This is a genomic window from Variovorax sp. UC122_21, assembly GCF_044056785.1.
Classification (GTDB): domain Bacteria; phylum Pseudomonadota; class Gammaproteobacteria; order Burkholderiales; family Burkholderiaceae_C; genus Variovorax.
In genome coordinates this window covers 6,407,225-6,420,438 of record NZ_CP172004.1, presented here as the reverse complement: position 1 = coordinate 6,420,438, position 13,214 = coordinate 6,407,225, and the positions used below count along the sequence as shown (strand labels likewise).

At 70.4% G+C, this 13,214-nt stretch carries 14 protein-coding genes; 8 read left to right on the top strand and 6 right to left on the bottom strand.

All coding sequences use genetic code 11. The features are described 5' to 3' along the window. Positions 1-7: 7 nt before the first annotated feature. Positions 8-466, top strand: a complete 459-nt coding sequence (locus ACHMXE_RS42960; protein ID WP_395349483.1) for a YbaY family lipoprotein — start codon at positions 8-10, stop codon at positions 464-466. 3 nt (positions 467-469) lie between these two features. Here ACHMXE_RS42960 and ACHMXE_RS42955 read toward each other — a convergent pair whose 3' ends face one another. After that, positions 470-2,443: an adenylate/guanylate cyclase domain-containing protein gene (locus ACHMXE_RS42955; protein ID WP_395349482.1), complete on the bottom strand. Its 1,974-nt coding sequence runs from the start codon at positions 2,441-2,443 to the stop codon at positions 470-472. A gap of 187 nt (positions 2,444-2,630) precedes the next feature. Next, complete coding sequence (locus tag ACHMXE_RS42950; RefSeq protein WP_395349481.1) at positions 2,631-3,341, bottom strand: 2OG-Fe(II) oxygenase; 711 nt, start codon at positions 3,339-3,341, stop codon at positions 2,631-2,633. Positions 3,342-3,458: 117 nt separating this feature from the next. Between ACHMXE_RS42950 and ACHMXE_RS42945 the strand changes: the two genes are divergently transcribed. Both ACHMXE_RS42945 and ACHMXE_RS42940 read left to right on the top strand, forming a co-directional pair. Next, positions 3,459-3,806, top strand: coding sequence for a hypothetical protein (locus tag ACHMXE_RS42945; protein WP_395349480.1), 348 nt, complete (start codon positions 3,459-3,461; stop codon positions 3,804-3,806). Further along, positions 3,803-4,594: a zeta toxin family protein gene (locus ACHMXE_RS42940; RefSeq protein WP_395349479.1), complete on the top strand. Its 792-nt coding sequence runs from the start codon at positions 3,803-3,805 to the stop codon at positions 4,592-4,594. Before ACHMXE_RS42945 ends, ACHMXE_RS42940 begins: the two co-directional genes overlap by 4 nt. Before the next feature lie 18 nt (positions 4,595-4,612). Here ACHMXE_RS42940 and ACHMXE_RS42935 read toward each other — a convergent pair whose 3' ends face one another. Both ACHMXE_RS42935 and ACHMXE_RS42930 read right to left on the bottom strand, forming a co-directional pair. Then, a complete protein-coding gene (locus tag ACHMXE_RS42935) occupies positions 4,613-4,825 on the bottom strand; it encodes a GyrI-like domain-containing protein (protein WP_395353041.1) in 213 nt (70 codons plus the stop codon). Positions 4,826-4,957: 132 nt separating this feature from the next. Then, positions 4,958-5,860, bottom strand: a complete 903-nt coding sequence (locus tag ACHMXE_RS42930) for a LysR substrate-binding domain-containing protein (protein WP_395349478.1) — start codon at positions 5,858-5,860, stop codon at positions 4,958-4,960. Positions 5,861-6,035: 175 nt separating this feature from the next. Between ACHMXE_RS42930 and ACHMXE_RS42925 the strand changes: the two genes are divergently transcribed. The 3 genes from ACHMXE_RS42925 to ACHMXE_RS42915 all read left to right on the top strand — a co-directional run bounded on the left by ACHMXE_RS42925 (position 6,036) and on the right by ACHMXE_RS42915 (position 9,059). Then, entirely contained in the window at positions 6,036-7,235 is a 1,200-nt protein-coding gene (locus ACHMXE_RS42925; protein WP_057592354.1) for an acyl-CoA dehydrogenase, read from the top strand. Positions 7,236-7,366: 131 nt separating this feature from the next. After that, a complete protein-coding gene (locus tag ACHMXE_RS42920; protein WP_395349477.1) occupies positions 7,367-8,599 on the top strand; it encodes a CaiB/BaiF CoA transferase family protein in 1,233 nt (410 codons plus the stop codon). Positions 8,600-8,612: 13 nt separating this feature from the next. Then, positions 8,613-9,059 (top strand): VOC family protein, encoded by a 447-nt coding sequence (locus ACHMXE_RS42915; RefSeq protein ID WP_395349476.1) that lies wholly within the window; start codon positions 8,613-8,615, stop codon positions 9,057-9,059. On the opposite strand, the gene ACHMXE_RS42910 is transcribed toward ACHMXE_RS42915, so the two are convergent. Both ACHMXE_RS42910 and ACHMXE_RS42905 read right to left on the bottom strand, forming a co-directional pair. Then, positions 9,056-9,511 carry a CopD family protein gene (locus ACHMXE_RS42910; protein WP_093343774.1) on the bottom strand — a complete coding sequence of 152 codons (456 nt, stop codon included), beginning with the start codon at positions 9,509-9,511 and terminating at the stop codon, positions 9,056-9,058. The genes ACHMXE_RS42915 and ACHMXE_RS42910 overlap by 4 nt on opposite strands. Positions 9,512-9,567: 56 nt before the next feature. Beyond that, positions 9,568-10,545, bottom strand: coding sequence for a LysR family transcriptional regulator (locus ACHMXE_RS42905; RefSeq protein WP_395349475.1), 978 nt, complete (start codon positions 10,543-10,545; stop codon positions 9,568-9,570). Positions 10,546-10,683: 138 nt separating this feature from the next. Between ACHMXE_RS42905 and ACHMXE_RS42900 the strand changes: the two genes are divergently transcribed. Together ACHMXE_RS42900 and ACHMXE_RS42895 are read left to right on the top strand one after the other, a co-directional pair. After that, positions 10,684-12,021, top strand: coding sequence for a DUF3100 domain-containing protein (locus ACHMXE_RS42900; RefSeq protein ID WP_395349474.1), 1,338 nt, complete (start codon positions 10,684-10,686; stop codon positions 12,019-12,021). 20 nt (positions 12,022-12,041) lie between these two features. After that, positions 12,042-13,211 (top strand): M20 aminoacylase family protein, encoded by a 1,170-nt coding sequence (locus ACHMXE_RS42895; RefSeq protein ID WP_395349473.1) that lies wholly within the window; start codon positions 12,042-12,044, stop codon positions 13,209-13,211. The last annotated feature ends 3 nt before the right edge of the window (positions 13,212-13,214 follow it).

The window sequence follows — 13,214 nt, the reverse complement described above, 5'->3', positions numbered from 1 at the left end:
TGGCGCGATGCTTTCCAGACGCAACGTAGTCCTTCTCGCGATCGCCACCGGCGCGGCCGGCGCCGCGCTCCTGAGCGCCTGCGCCACCTCCTCCTCCCCGGCGCCCGCGGCCGCGGCCGCGCCGCTCGTCGTGAGCGGCACCGTGAGCTACCGCGAGCGCATCGCGCTCGATCCCGCGGCCGAGGTGCGCGTGCAGCTGCTCGACGTCTCGCGCATGGACGCGCCCTCGGTCGTGCTGGCCGAGCAGCGCATCCGCGCCGACGGCCGCCAGCCGCCGTTCGCCTACACGCTGCAGGTCGACGCGGCGCGCATCGATCCGCGCATGCGCTACGCCGTGGCCGCCCGCATCGTGCGCGGCGAGCAGCTGCTGTTCATCAACGACACGCAGTACAGCGTGCTCACGCAGGGCCAGGGCGCGCGCGCCGACCTGGTGCTGGTGCGCGTCACGCCCGCGCCGCCGCGCTGATCTTCAATGTAGAAGTTCGTAGAGCACCATCTTCGTCTGCCGACCGCGCAGCTCCACCTGCTCCTCGACGCGGCGCGTCGCCAGCCGGCCCTTGATCCCGGCATGGGTCACCTCCGACACCAGCAGCTGCGTACCGAGCTGCTTGTTGATGCCCTCGATGCGGCTCGCCACGTTGATCACGTCGCCGAAGGCCGTGTACGACAGCCGGTCGTTCGAGCCCAGCACGCCCGCGATCACCATGCCGGTGTGGATGCCCACGCGGGTGCGGAACTCGGGCAACGCCTGGCTCAGCCACTGCCGGTTGAGCGCCTGCATCTCGGCCTGCAGCTCGAGCGCCGCGAGGCAGGCCTTGTACTCGGCATCGGGCAGGTCGGCGGGCGCGCCCCACAGCACCATGATCCCGTCGCCGATGAACTTGTCGATCACGCCGCCATGGCGCGCGAACACGCGCGCCGCGAGGTTGAAGTATTCGGTGAGCTGGCCCACCAGCACCGCGGGTGGCATCGACTCCGAGATGCTCGTGAAGCCCTCCACGTCGGTGAACATCACCGTCACGCGGCGCGGCGAGCCGTTGGGCGCGAGCGCATGGCCCTGCGCGATCAGCTGGTTGATCACGTCCACCGGCACGAACTTGCTGAAGGCCTTGAGGCTGCGCGCCGATTCGTCGAGCGCCTGGTCCAGGTGCTGGATCTCGAGCACCCGGCTCGGCTCGCGCGGCAGGCTGTCGAGTTCGAGCATGCCGATGCGGCGCGCGATGCGCGACAGGTTCTCGACCGGCGCCGTTACCAGCTTCGACAGCCGCAGAGAAATTGCGAGCGCCACCGCGAGGAAGCCCAGCACCAGCAGCATCGACCACAGCACTGCGCGGCGCAGGTCGCCGAGCAGCGCGTCCTCGGGCACCCAGCTCACCAGTTCCCAGCCGGTGGCCGCGATGCGCGAGGTCTGGGCCAGGTAGCGCTTTCCTTCGTGGCCGAACGAGAACGCGGTGTCGGCCGTGTGACCCGTGGTGCCGTCGGCCACCATGTGCTGGTGCAGCTCGCCGAGCACGCCCGTGGGCGCCTCGAGCTGGTGCTGCACGCCCGGCAGGTCGCTGCGCGCGAGCACGCGGTGGTCGGCCGAGAGCAGCGCGCTGCCGCCGAAGCCGCTGCTGCTGAACTGGCGCACGAAGTCAGAGAGCCGGCCCAGCGACACGTCGCCGGCCACCACCAGCGCCTGCGGATTGCCGTCGGCGTAGCGGCGCCGGCTCGGCAGCGCGTAGGTCACGCCCAGTTCCTGCGCGGCCGCGAAGACATAGGGCTGCGTCCACACCGCGCCCTTGGCCGCGCGGGCACCAAGGTACCAGGCGCGCGTGCGCGGGTCGTAGTCGCTCTGGAAGGCCTCGAGCCGGATCGTCTGGTAGCGCTGCTGCGGTTCGGCCTCCAGCTCGACCTCGGGAGGGCGCTTGTACTGCCAGGTCTCGGTGGTGACGCCGCGCTCGGGCGCGATGAGGCGGATCGCCGGCGCGGGATAGCGCAACGCCATCAGCATCTGTCCCTCGTCGTTCGCGACGTAGAGGCTGTCGAGTTCGGGCGACTGCTGCAGCATGGTCCAGAGCATCTCGGCCGTCCACACGCCTTGCTCGCCCACTGGCCGCAGGCTCGGCGTGCCGGCGACCGCGCCGACCACCGACTCGGCCTTCGCGAGGAAGGCGTTCACCTTGTCCTCGGTGCGGTCGTGGTTCGACTTGTGGGCCGACACCCCGATGCGCGAGACCAGCCGCTGCGAGCCCCAGTAGCCGAGCGAGACCAGCAGCAGCGATTGCGTGAGCGCGACCACGCTCACGATGGTGCCCACGTCGACCCGGAAGTGGCGCGTGCGGCGCCGCGAAGGCGCCGGGTTCGAGGCGAGGCCGAAATCCCACGACCGTGTGACAGGCGCGGTCGCTTCGGAAGACGGCCGCGCGGCCGGGTCCGGCGCGCCGGACGGATATCTGTTCATACTGCTCCCTGTCCTGCTGAGCGCATCCGCGGCCGGAGGGCCACGGATCGGCGGCCGGCGGTCTCGCTGTCCGATCAGTGCGTCGGAAATGCTGGCGAGTGCCGGATGCGGGGCGGATCTCGCTCCACTGCCTCGAAGTGGGCGAAAGCTGTGCCGGGACAGTCGGAGATTCGGCGGCGCAGCGCGCCTACTGGGCGTCGTGGAAGATCAGCCCCAGCGTCTGGCGCCGGCCCGAGCGCACGCGGCTCACGCCGTGGCGCATCGTCACGCGGTAGCTGCCGCGCGTGCCCGTCACGGGCCGCTGGTTGACCGCGAAGATCACCGCCTCGCCCTGCGCCAGCGGCACCACCTCGGCGCGCGACTGCATGCGCGGGCGCTGCTCGGTCAGCACGAACTCGCCGCCCGTGAAGTCCTCGCCGGGCCGGCTCAGCAGCACCGTGAGCTGCAGCGGGAACTGCAGTTCGCCGTACAGGTCCTGGTGCAGGCAGTTGTAGTCGCTCTCGTCGTAGCGCAGCAGCAGCGGCGTCGGCCGCTGCTGGCCGGCCGCATGGCAGCGCGCGAGGTAGTCCTCGTGCGCGGCGGGATAGTCCGCCGGCAGGCCGATCGCCCGGGCCCAGGCATTGGCCAGCGGCGCGAGCCGCTGATAGAGCGAGGCGCGCCAGGCCGCGACCGGCTCGGGCAGCGGATAGGCGAGGTACTGGTACTCGCCCTGGCCGAAGCCATGGCGCTGCATCACCACGCGGCTGCGGAAATGACGCGGTTCGTCGTACATCGCGGCCAGCGCCGCGCACTGGCGCGGACCGAGCAGGCGGCCGGTGGTGGCGCAGCCGCGCGCGGCGAGGTCGGCTTCGATGCGGGGCCAGTCGAGCGCATCGATCACGGAAGCGGGGGAGGGCATGGCGCGAGTGTGGCGCGGCCGGCGGGCGCGGGCTGGCCGTTTCCGGACGCGGGTTTTTGGCACGGTCTTGCCTTCCCTTTTCGGCGGGCATCCTGCCTTTTGAGCGATCATCCGGCCATGGCGCGCGAAAAACCCATTCCACACGAGAACCCCGCCGGGCACTTGGTGCAGGGACGTTCCGTTGCCGCGCTGGGACGCGGCATGGCATTGGTCAAGGTCGGCAAGTCGCCGCGTCCGGTCGTTCGTCCCGAAGACAAGACCACGGTGCTGTTGAAGAAGGCGGCTCGCGCACTGGGCAAGCCCGGCATCGATCGGTCGGAAGTCTTTCGCGGGCCGAACGCGGCCAAGGTCTACGCCTACTCCGCCTACCCTCAGGACTTGAGCAAGGTCGTGCGCGAGGCGGCCGATGGCACCAAGGTCATCGGCCGCATGGTCGACGGCAGGTTCCGCGCCAGCAAGGCGTGAGTCGACGCCTACCCCCACCCCGGCTCGAGAAGCTGCTGGCGCAGACGCAGGGGCCGCGTCCGGTGGCGTTCGTGCTGGCTGGCCACAACGGGTCCGGCAAATCGACGCTCTGGTATTCGCGCCTCGCGGAATCGCTGCGCATGCCGCTGGTCAACGCCGACCGCATGATGATGTCCATCCTGCCGGATGCCGATCCGCTCACGGGGCGCATCCCGACGTGGGCCGAACGCCTGCGCGACGATGACGAGCGGTGGCAGGCGCTGTCCCAGAAAGGCGTGCGCGCCTTCAAGAGCCTGGTGATGGACCAGCGCATGCCCTTCGCATTCGAGACGGTCTTCTCCCACTGGAAGCCGCTGCCCGGCGGCGGTCATGCGTCGAAGGCGGACGACATCCGTGCGATGCAGGAGGCGGGCTATTTCGTCGTGCTGCTCTTCATCGGACTGGTCTCGGTCGACCTGTCCGTCTTTCGCGTGAGCACGCGCAAGCAGCAAGGCGGCCACGATGTGGAGCTCAGGAAGTTGATCGAGCGTTTTCCGCGCACGCAGGCGGCGGTCGGAAACGCCGCGTCGATCGCGAACATGACGCTGATGTTCGACAACAGCCGCTCGGAAAAGAACGCCTTCGCGCTGGTGCGAGCGCAGGCGAAGAAAGCGGTGTTGTTCGATGCGCGCGATCCCCAGTTCGACGTGGACCCCGAACTGCGAGCGGTCTGCGATGCGTGGCTCGAAAAAGTGGCCGGGCCGTTCAAGCCGCCCCGCACCCGGCGACCGAAGACGCCAGCGCGTTGATTCCGGATCGGCAATGCCTCACAGCGGCGCGATCGGAATGCAGATGTCGCACTCGAAGGCGTGCGTGTTGTCGTCGTAGGCGTAGCTCGCCGCGTAGTGCTCGAAGGCCGGCCGGTTGTCGAACTGGAAGCCGCTGCCCGGCAGCCAGTCGCGCAAGAGGCGCGTCCAGGCCGTGTTGATCTCGGCCGGCAGGCCGCGGAAGCGCAGCGCCGCGTAGCGCCCGCCCGCCAGCTGCTGGGCGCGCTGCCGAAGCGCGCACGGAGGGCGCGCGAGAAGGCCTCGCCCGAACGGAAGCCGACCGACACCACGGCCTCGAGCACCGACAGCCGCGGCTGCGTCGCGAGCCGCAGCGCGGCATCGTCTTCAACCCCGGCGGGCCTGTCCGAGCAGCCAGTCGCTGAAGAACTTCAGCAGCGGCCGCTGGTCCGCGCGCTCGGGTGTCACGAGGTAGTAGGCGCGCTCGCCCGCGAGCGGCCGCGGGCAGGCCACCACCAGCTCACCGCGCGCGAGTTCGTCGGCCACCAGCATGGTCGGCATCAGCGCCACGCCCAGGCCCTGCGAGGCGGCCGCGGCCAGGATCGAGAACAGCTCGTAGCGCGGGCCGCCGCGCGCGTTCGGCGCGTCGACCTGCTGCGCATCGAACCACTGGCGCCAGCCATCGGGTCGCGTGCTCTGCTGCAGCAGCGGCATGTGCGCGATGGCCGTGGGCGAGACCGGCTTGCCGCGCGGCAGCAGCGCGGGGCTGCAGACCGGCACCACGTCCTCCTGCATCAGCGGCAGCGCGTGCGTGCCGGCCCAGTTCTGCACCTGCGCCACCGTGCCCGCGTAGAGCGCGGCGTCGAACTCCGCGTCGGCGAACAGGAAGGGCCGGGTGCGCGTCTCGATGTGCACCACCACGTCGGGCTGCAGCGCCGCGAAGCCCTTGAGCCGCGGCATCAGCCAGCGGGTGGCGAAGGTGGGCACGGCCGCCAGCGACAGCGAGCCACCCTCGCCCTGGTGCGCCATCGCATCGAGCGTGTCGCGCTCCATCGCCTCGAGCCGCTTGGCGGTCTGCCGCGCATAGGCCGCGCCGCTCGCGGTCAGCGCCACACCGTGGCGCGTGCGGCGGAACAGCGCCACGCCGAGGAAGGCCTCGAGCGTGCCGATCTGGCGCGACACCGCGCTCTGGGTGAGCGCGAGTTCCTGCGCGGCGCGCGTGTAGCTCTCGTGGCGCGCGGCCGCGTCGAAGCACACGAGGGTCTGCAGGGGCGGGATCTTGCGGCGCATGTATGCCGCGAGTGTATGACTGACGCAGGGCTTTCATCAATGAAAGCACGGGTCCGGCAAGGCCCAAGACATTCTGGATTCGCATATCTGGGTGAGGATTCATCGTTTGCGCCGCGCCCCATGCCTCGCTAGGATCGCCCGATCCCCCTCTTTCCCCTTTTCCGGAGACAGCCGCATGGCCGCCAAAGCTTCCTTCCACTGGGACGACCCCTTCCTGCTCGACCAGCAGCTCACCGACGACGAGCGCATGATCCGCGACGCGGCCAATGCCTACTGCCAGGAGCGCCTGGCACCGCGCGTGCTCGAGGGCTTCCGCACTGGCGAGACCGACCCGGCGATCTTCCGCGAGATGGGTTCGCTGGGCCTGCTGGGCCCGACGATCCCCGAGCAGTACGGCGGCCCCGGCCTCAACTACGTGGCCTACGGCCTGATCGCGCGCGAGGTCGAGCGCGTCGATTCGGGCTACCGCTCGATGGCCAGCGTGCAGAGCTCGCTGGTGATGGTGCCGATCTTCGAATTCGGCACCGAAGGCCAGAAGCAGAAGTTCCTGCCCAAGCTCGCCACCGGCGAATGGATCGGCTGCTTCGGCCTGACCGAGCCCGACCACGGCTCCGACCCCGGCAGCATGGCCACGCGCGCCAAGAAGGTGCCGGGCGGCTACGCGCTCACCGGCAGCAAGATGTGGATCAGCAACTCGCCGATCGCCGACGTGTTCGTGGTCTGGGCCAAGGAAGTCAGCGAGAGCGGCGCCGTCGGCCCGATCCGCGGCTTCGTGCTCGAGAAGGGCATGAAGGGCCTGAGCGCCCCGGCGATCCACGGCAAGGTCGGCCTGCGCGCCAGCATCACCGGCGAGATCGTGATGGACAACGTGTTCTGCCCCGAAGAGAACGCCTTCCCCGAGGTGCAGGGCCTCAAGGGTCCGTTCACCTGCCTCAACAGCGCCCGCTACGGCATCTCGTGGGGCGCGCTCGGCGCCGCCGAGGACTGCTGGCACCGCGCGCGCCAGTACACGCTGGACCGCAAGCAGTTCGGCCGCCCGCTGGCCGCCAACCAGCTGATCCAGAAGAAGCTGGCCGACATGCAGACCGAGATCTCGCTGGGCCTGCTGGGCAGCCTGCGCCTGGGCCGCATGAAGGACGAAGGCACGGCCGCGGTCGAGATCACCTCGATCATGAAGCGCAACAACTGCGGCAAGGCCCTCGACATCGCCCGCCTGGCGCGCGACATGATGGGCGGCAACGGCATCAGCGACGAATTCGGCGTGGCGCGCCACCTCGTGAACCTCGAGGTCGTGAACACCTACGAAGGCACGCACGACATCCATGCGCTGATCCTCGGTCGCGCGATCACGGGCATCGCCGCGTTCGCGAACTGAAGCCAGACACGGACTTCCGGACGCAGAGGACGCGAAGGGAAGTCCATCTTCCTTGAAATGAATCTTTTGCGCCCTTCGCGGAACCTTCGCGTTCTTCGCGTCCGGGCAGCCCGAATTCCAACCGCATCGCCATGACCCAAGCAGCCCTCGACGGCATCAAGGTTCTCGATCTGTCCCGCGTGCTCGCGGGCCCGTGGTGCACGCAGATCCTCGCGGACCTGGGCGCCGATGTCGTCAAGATCGAGCGTCCCGGCGTCGGCGACGACACCCGCACCTGGGGCCCGCCCTTCGTGAAGGACGCGAACGGCAACGACAGCGACCAGGCCAGCTACTTCACCGCCTGCAACCGCAACAAGCGCTCGGTCACTATCGACATGGCCACGCCCGACGGCCAGGCGCTGCTCAGGCAGATGGCGGCGCAGGCCGACGTGGTGGTCGAGAACTTCAAGACCGGCGGCCTCAAGCAGTACGGCCTCGACCAGGAGACGCTGCGCCGCGCCAACCCGCGGCTCATCTACTGCAGCGTCACCGGCTTCGGCAACGACGGCCCCTATGCCGAGCGCGCGGGCTACGACCTGATGATCCAGGCCATGACCGGCATGATGAGCATCACCGGCCGCCCCGACGGCGAGCCCGGCGGCGGCCCGCTGCGCGTGGGCGTCGCGCTCACCGACATCTTCACCGGCGTCTACGCGAGCACCGCGATCCTCGCCGCGCTGCAGGTGCGGCACCGCACCGGCGAAGGCCAGCACATCGACATGGCGCTGCTCGACGTGGGCATGGCGATCCTCGCCAACCAGGCCAGCGCCTTCCTCAACACCGGCAAGGCGCCGGCGCGCCAGGGCAACACCCATCCGAGCCTCGCGCCCTACCAGGACTTCCCGACGCTGGACGGCGCGATGCTGCTGGCGATCGGCAACAACGGCCAGTTCGCGCGCTTCTGCGAGGCCGCGGGCCAGCCCGGCTGGGCCAACGATGCGCGCTTCGCGAGCAACACCCTGCGCGTGAAACACCGCGGCGTGCTGATCCCGATGATGGAAGAACTCACGCGCACGCGCACCACGGCCGACTGGGTCGCGCTGCTCGAGGACAAGGCCGTGCCCTGCGGCCCGATCAACGACATCGCGCAGGCCTTCGACGATGCGCAGGTCAAGGCGCGCGGCCTCGCGGTCACGCTGCCGCGCGACGCGGGCGACGGCATCACGGCCATCACCGGCGTGGCGAGCCCGCTGCGCCTGTCGGCCACGCCGCCGGTGCTGCGCCGCGCGCCGCCCGCGCTGGGCCAGCACACGCGCGAGGTGCTCGCCGAGATGGGCATCGACGCGGCGCGTTTCGAGGCATTGCGCGCCTCGGGCGTGGTCTGACACACTGGCGGGCATGACCCGCCCGCACGATGATCCTTCCGATGCCGCGCCGTTCGCGCTGCGGCGCATCGATCACATCGTGCTGCGCGTGCGCGATGCCGAGCGCGCCATCGCCTTCTATGTGGGCGTGCTCGGCTGCACGGTCGACAAGCGGCGCGACGACCTCGGCCTGGTGCACCTGCGCGCGGGCGAGAGCCTGATCGACCTCGTCACGCACGAGGGCAAGCTCGGTCGCGCGGGCGGCGCGCTGGCCGGCCGCGAGGGCCGCAACCTCGACCACCTGTGCCTGCGCATCGAGCCCTTCGACGAGGCCGCGATCCGCGAGCGCATGGCGCGCCATGGCGTCGAGGTCGACGGCGAGGTGCAGAACAATTACGGGGCCGAGGGCACGGGGCCCTCGATCTATCTGCGCGATCCCGACGGCAACGGCGTCGAGCTCAAGGGGCCAGCAGCGGCCTAGCCGCGCCCCAGCACCGCCACCGCGAACACCGCCACGCCCAGCACCAGGTTCAGGCTCACGAGCTTGCGCACCAGGTCGAGCCGTCCGGCGGCCACCGGCCAGGCGCCGTCGTCGACCGCGCGCCGCATCGCGCGGAACACCGAGGCGCGGATGTAGACGTAGATCGCGGCCATCACGATCGCGAGGCCCATCATCGCCTCGACGCGCCAGTGCACGCCGCGGAAGCCGCCCGTGGCCAGGATCATCGCCACGCCCGTCACGAACAGCAGCGTGACCGAGGCATCGACACCGACGAAGAAGCGCCGCAGCGTCGCGGCCATCATGCGCAGGCGCAGCGGCGGCTCGAGCGTGGCGACGGCGGCCGGGCGCACCGCGAAGTGCATGAGGGCCATGCCGCCGACCCAGAAGGCGGCGCACAGCAGGTGGACGAAGAGCGGGAGCAGGTAGGACATGGGGGGCGATCAGACCACCGATGCCCGCCGCGCGCAACGATCTCCCCGCGCCTTCCTCAAGCGGCGGCCGCGCGCGTGCGCGGCGCCGGCTGGCGCGTTTTGGGCGCCTTGGCCGGCCCGGTGTCCGCGTAGCGCTTCATGTCGCGCACCACGCAGCGCAGCAGCTCGGCCGCGGCCGGCGACAGCAGGCGCCCGTGGCGCGACACGATGTGCGAGCGGCCCTGCGACAGCAGCGGGTTCTTCATCGGCAGCTCGATCAGCTCGGGATGGTCGGAATTCGGCGTCAGCGAGATCCGCGTGCCCAGCGTGTAGCCCAGCCCGGCCGAGACGAAATGGCCGAGCGCGCCGAACGAGGTGGTGGTCAGCAGCGAGGGCAGCCGCACGCCCTCGCTGATCTCGGCGGCCTCGATGTGCTGGCGCACGCCGAAGTTGCGGTGCAGGGTGGCGCCCGGGTAGGGCAGCAGGTCGGCGAGCTTGAGCGGGCGGCCCAGCTGCGCGAGCGGGTGCGAGCGCAGCACCAGCGCCTGGATCGGCTGCGGATGCGACTGGTGCGAGGTCAGCCGCTCGTCGCGCGGCGGCTGGAACAGCATGCCGATGTGGGCGCGCTCCTCGACCACGCGGCGCACGATCTCGTCGGTGCTGGCCACGTCGAGGTCGATGGTGATCCCCGGGTGCGTGGTCATGAACTCGCGCAGGCTGTGGCGCATCAGCCAGTCGACGTAGCCCTCGCCCACCACGATGTCGATGTGGCCGCGCTCGATCTTGCGGATGCTGTCCATCTGCGCCATCAGGTGCTGCTTCTGGCTGTTCTGGCGGCGCACGTAGCCGGCCAGCATCTCGCCTGCGTCGGTGGGCACCACGCCGCGGCCATGGCGCTCGAGCAGCGGCACGCCGCACTCCTGCTCGAGGATGCCGATCGCGCGGCTGACGGCCGAAGGGTCCATGTCGAGCACGTCGGCCGCGCCGCGCACCGAGCCGCTGTCGAGCACCTGCATGAAGTAGCGCACGCGGCGCGTGTCGAGCCTGTCGTCCATGCCCGGTCTCCTGAGTGTTGCATTCAATGCATCGAATATCCCGATTTGCGGTCATTGATGCAATAGGCCTACATGGAGAAACTCGCCGCCATCCGCCAGCAAAGGCTTCACCCACGGCTCCAGACCGACGCCCCACCCATGACCTCCGCCGCCTCCGTTCCCGTCACGGCCGCGCCCTCCGGCGCTTCCGGAAAACTCAAGCTCGCGGTCGTCACGCTGGCCATCGTGGCCGCGGCCGAGCTGGTCGGCCCGGTGCAGTTCAGCGTCGGCCCCGGCAAGGTGGCGCTGCTGCCGATGCTGTGGGCGCTGCTGATCGCCGCGGTCTGGGGCATCGCGCACCGCCGCGTGCCGGGCGTGGCGCGCGTCGCCACCGCCGAGCAGTCCTTCGCGGGCGGCCTGCTCAACGCGGGCCTGCTGCTGTTCGTGGTGAAGCTGGGCCTCACGGTCGGCGCCGCGCTGCCGCAGGTCAAGCAGGCCGGCTGGGCGCTGCTGTTCCAGGAGTTCGGCCATGCGCTCGGCACCCTGGCGCTGGGCCTGCCGCTGGCGCTGCTGCTGGGCATCAAGCGCGAGGCCGTGGGCGCCACCTTCTCGGTGGGGCGCGAAGGCAACCTGGTGATCATCGGCGAGAAGTACGGCATGGCCTCGCCCGAGGGCCGCGGCGTGCTGGCCGAATACATCACCGGCACCGTGCTGGGCGCGCTGTTCATCGCGGTGCTGGCGGGCTTCATCGCCAGCCTGCACGTCTTCGATCCGCGCTCGCTGGCCATGGGCGCCGGCGTGGGCTCGGGCAGCCTGATGGCGGCCGCGCTGGGCGCCATCGCCGCGCAGCAGCCGGCCGAGATGCTGCCGCAGCTCACGGCCATCGCCGCCGCCTCGAACCTGCTGACCACGGTCGCGGGCTTCTACTTCACGCTGTTCCTCTCGCTGCCGCTGTGCTCCTGGCTCTACGGCAAGCTCGAGCCGGTGCTGGGCCGCTTCTCGAAGCGCGGCGCGCCCGATGCGGGCACCGCCGCCATGTCGCAGGTCAGCGTGGCGCACGGCGGCGCGCTGCCGCTGCGCGACACGCTGATCGCCTGGGCCGTGGTGGGCGGTGGCGTGCTGATCGGCAATTCGCTGACCTACAAGGTGCCGCCGCTGGTCTCGCTCGAGGGCATGCTGGCCGTGGTGGCGATCGCGCTGGCGGTCGAGGGCCTCAAGCGCCTGGTGCCGCGCCTGCCGATGGTGCTGGTGCTGTCGGTGGTGGCCACGGTGGTGGGCATCCCGGGCCTGCTGCCGTTCTCCGACGCGTTGATCGCGCTCACCGCCAAGCTCAACTTCCTGGCCTTCACCACGCCGGTGCTGCCGCTGGCCGGCTTCTCGGTCGCGAAGGACCTGCCGGTGTTCCGCCAGCTCGGCTGGCGCATCGTGGTGGTGTCGCTGACCGCCACGGCCGGCACCTTCCTCGGCGCCACGCTGATTGCCGAATTCTTCCACTGACCCCACGAGAGAACCCCACCATGTACCGCGACCCCGAAATCGCCGAAGACACCCGCGCGCGCATGCAGGCCTGGCGCCGCGACATCCACGCCAATCCCGAGACCGCGTTCGAGGAGCACCGCACCGCCAACGTGGTCGCCAACGCGCTGATGCTGATGGGCCTGCCGGTGCACCGCGGCCTGGCCGGCACCGGCGTGGTCGGCACGCTTTCGAATGGCGAGGGCCCGAGCATCGCGCTGCGCGCCGACCTCGATGCGCTCAACATGCAGGAGCTGGGCACGCAGGCCCATGCCTCCAAGTGCGTGGGCAAGATGCACGCCTGCGGCCACGACGGCCACACCGCGATGCTGCTGGGCGCGGCCGAGCACCTGTCGCGCCACAAGCCCTTCAAGGGCACGGTGCACTTCGTGTTCCAGCCGGCCGAGGAAAACGAGGGCGGCGGCCGCGTGATGGTCGAGGAAGGCCTGTTCGACCGGTTTCCCGCCGATGCCGTCTACGGCATGCACAACTTCCCGAGCCTGCCGCGCGGCCGCTTCGCGATCCGCAAGGGCACCATGACCGCCTACCTCGACACCTTCGAGATCGTGGTCACCGGCAAGGGCAGCCACGGCGCCATGCCCGAGACCGGTATCGACTCGGTGGTGGTCTCGGCGCAGCTCATCAATGCGCTGCAGACCATCGTGAGCCGCCGCACCGGCGCCACCGACTCGGCCGTGGTCAGCGTCACGCAGATCCATGGCGGCGACACCTGGAACGTGATCCCCGAGACCGTGGTGCTGCGCGGCACCGTGCGCACGCTCGATGCCGCGATCCAGGACAAGACCCAGGCCGCGATGCAGCAGATCTGCGAGGGCGTGGCCGCCACCCACGGCGCGAAGGTGGCGCTCGACTACCGCCGCGGCTATCCGGGCGTGGTCAACACGCCGGCCGAGACCGATGCGGCGATCGCCGCGGCCGCCAGCCTGGTCGAGCGCGAACAGGTGCTGACCGACATCCCGCCGGCCATGGGCTCGGAGGACTTCGCCTTCATGCTGCAGAAGCGTCCGGGCGCCTACATCGGCATCGGCGCGGGCGAAGGCCCGAACGATCCGAACGTGCACAACCCCTACTACGACTTCAACGACAACATCCTGCCGCTGGGCGCGGCCTACTGGGTGGCACTGGTCAAGCAGCAGCTTCCGGCCGCATGATGC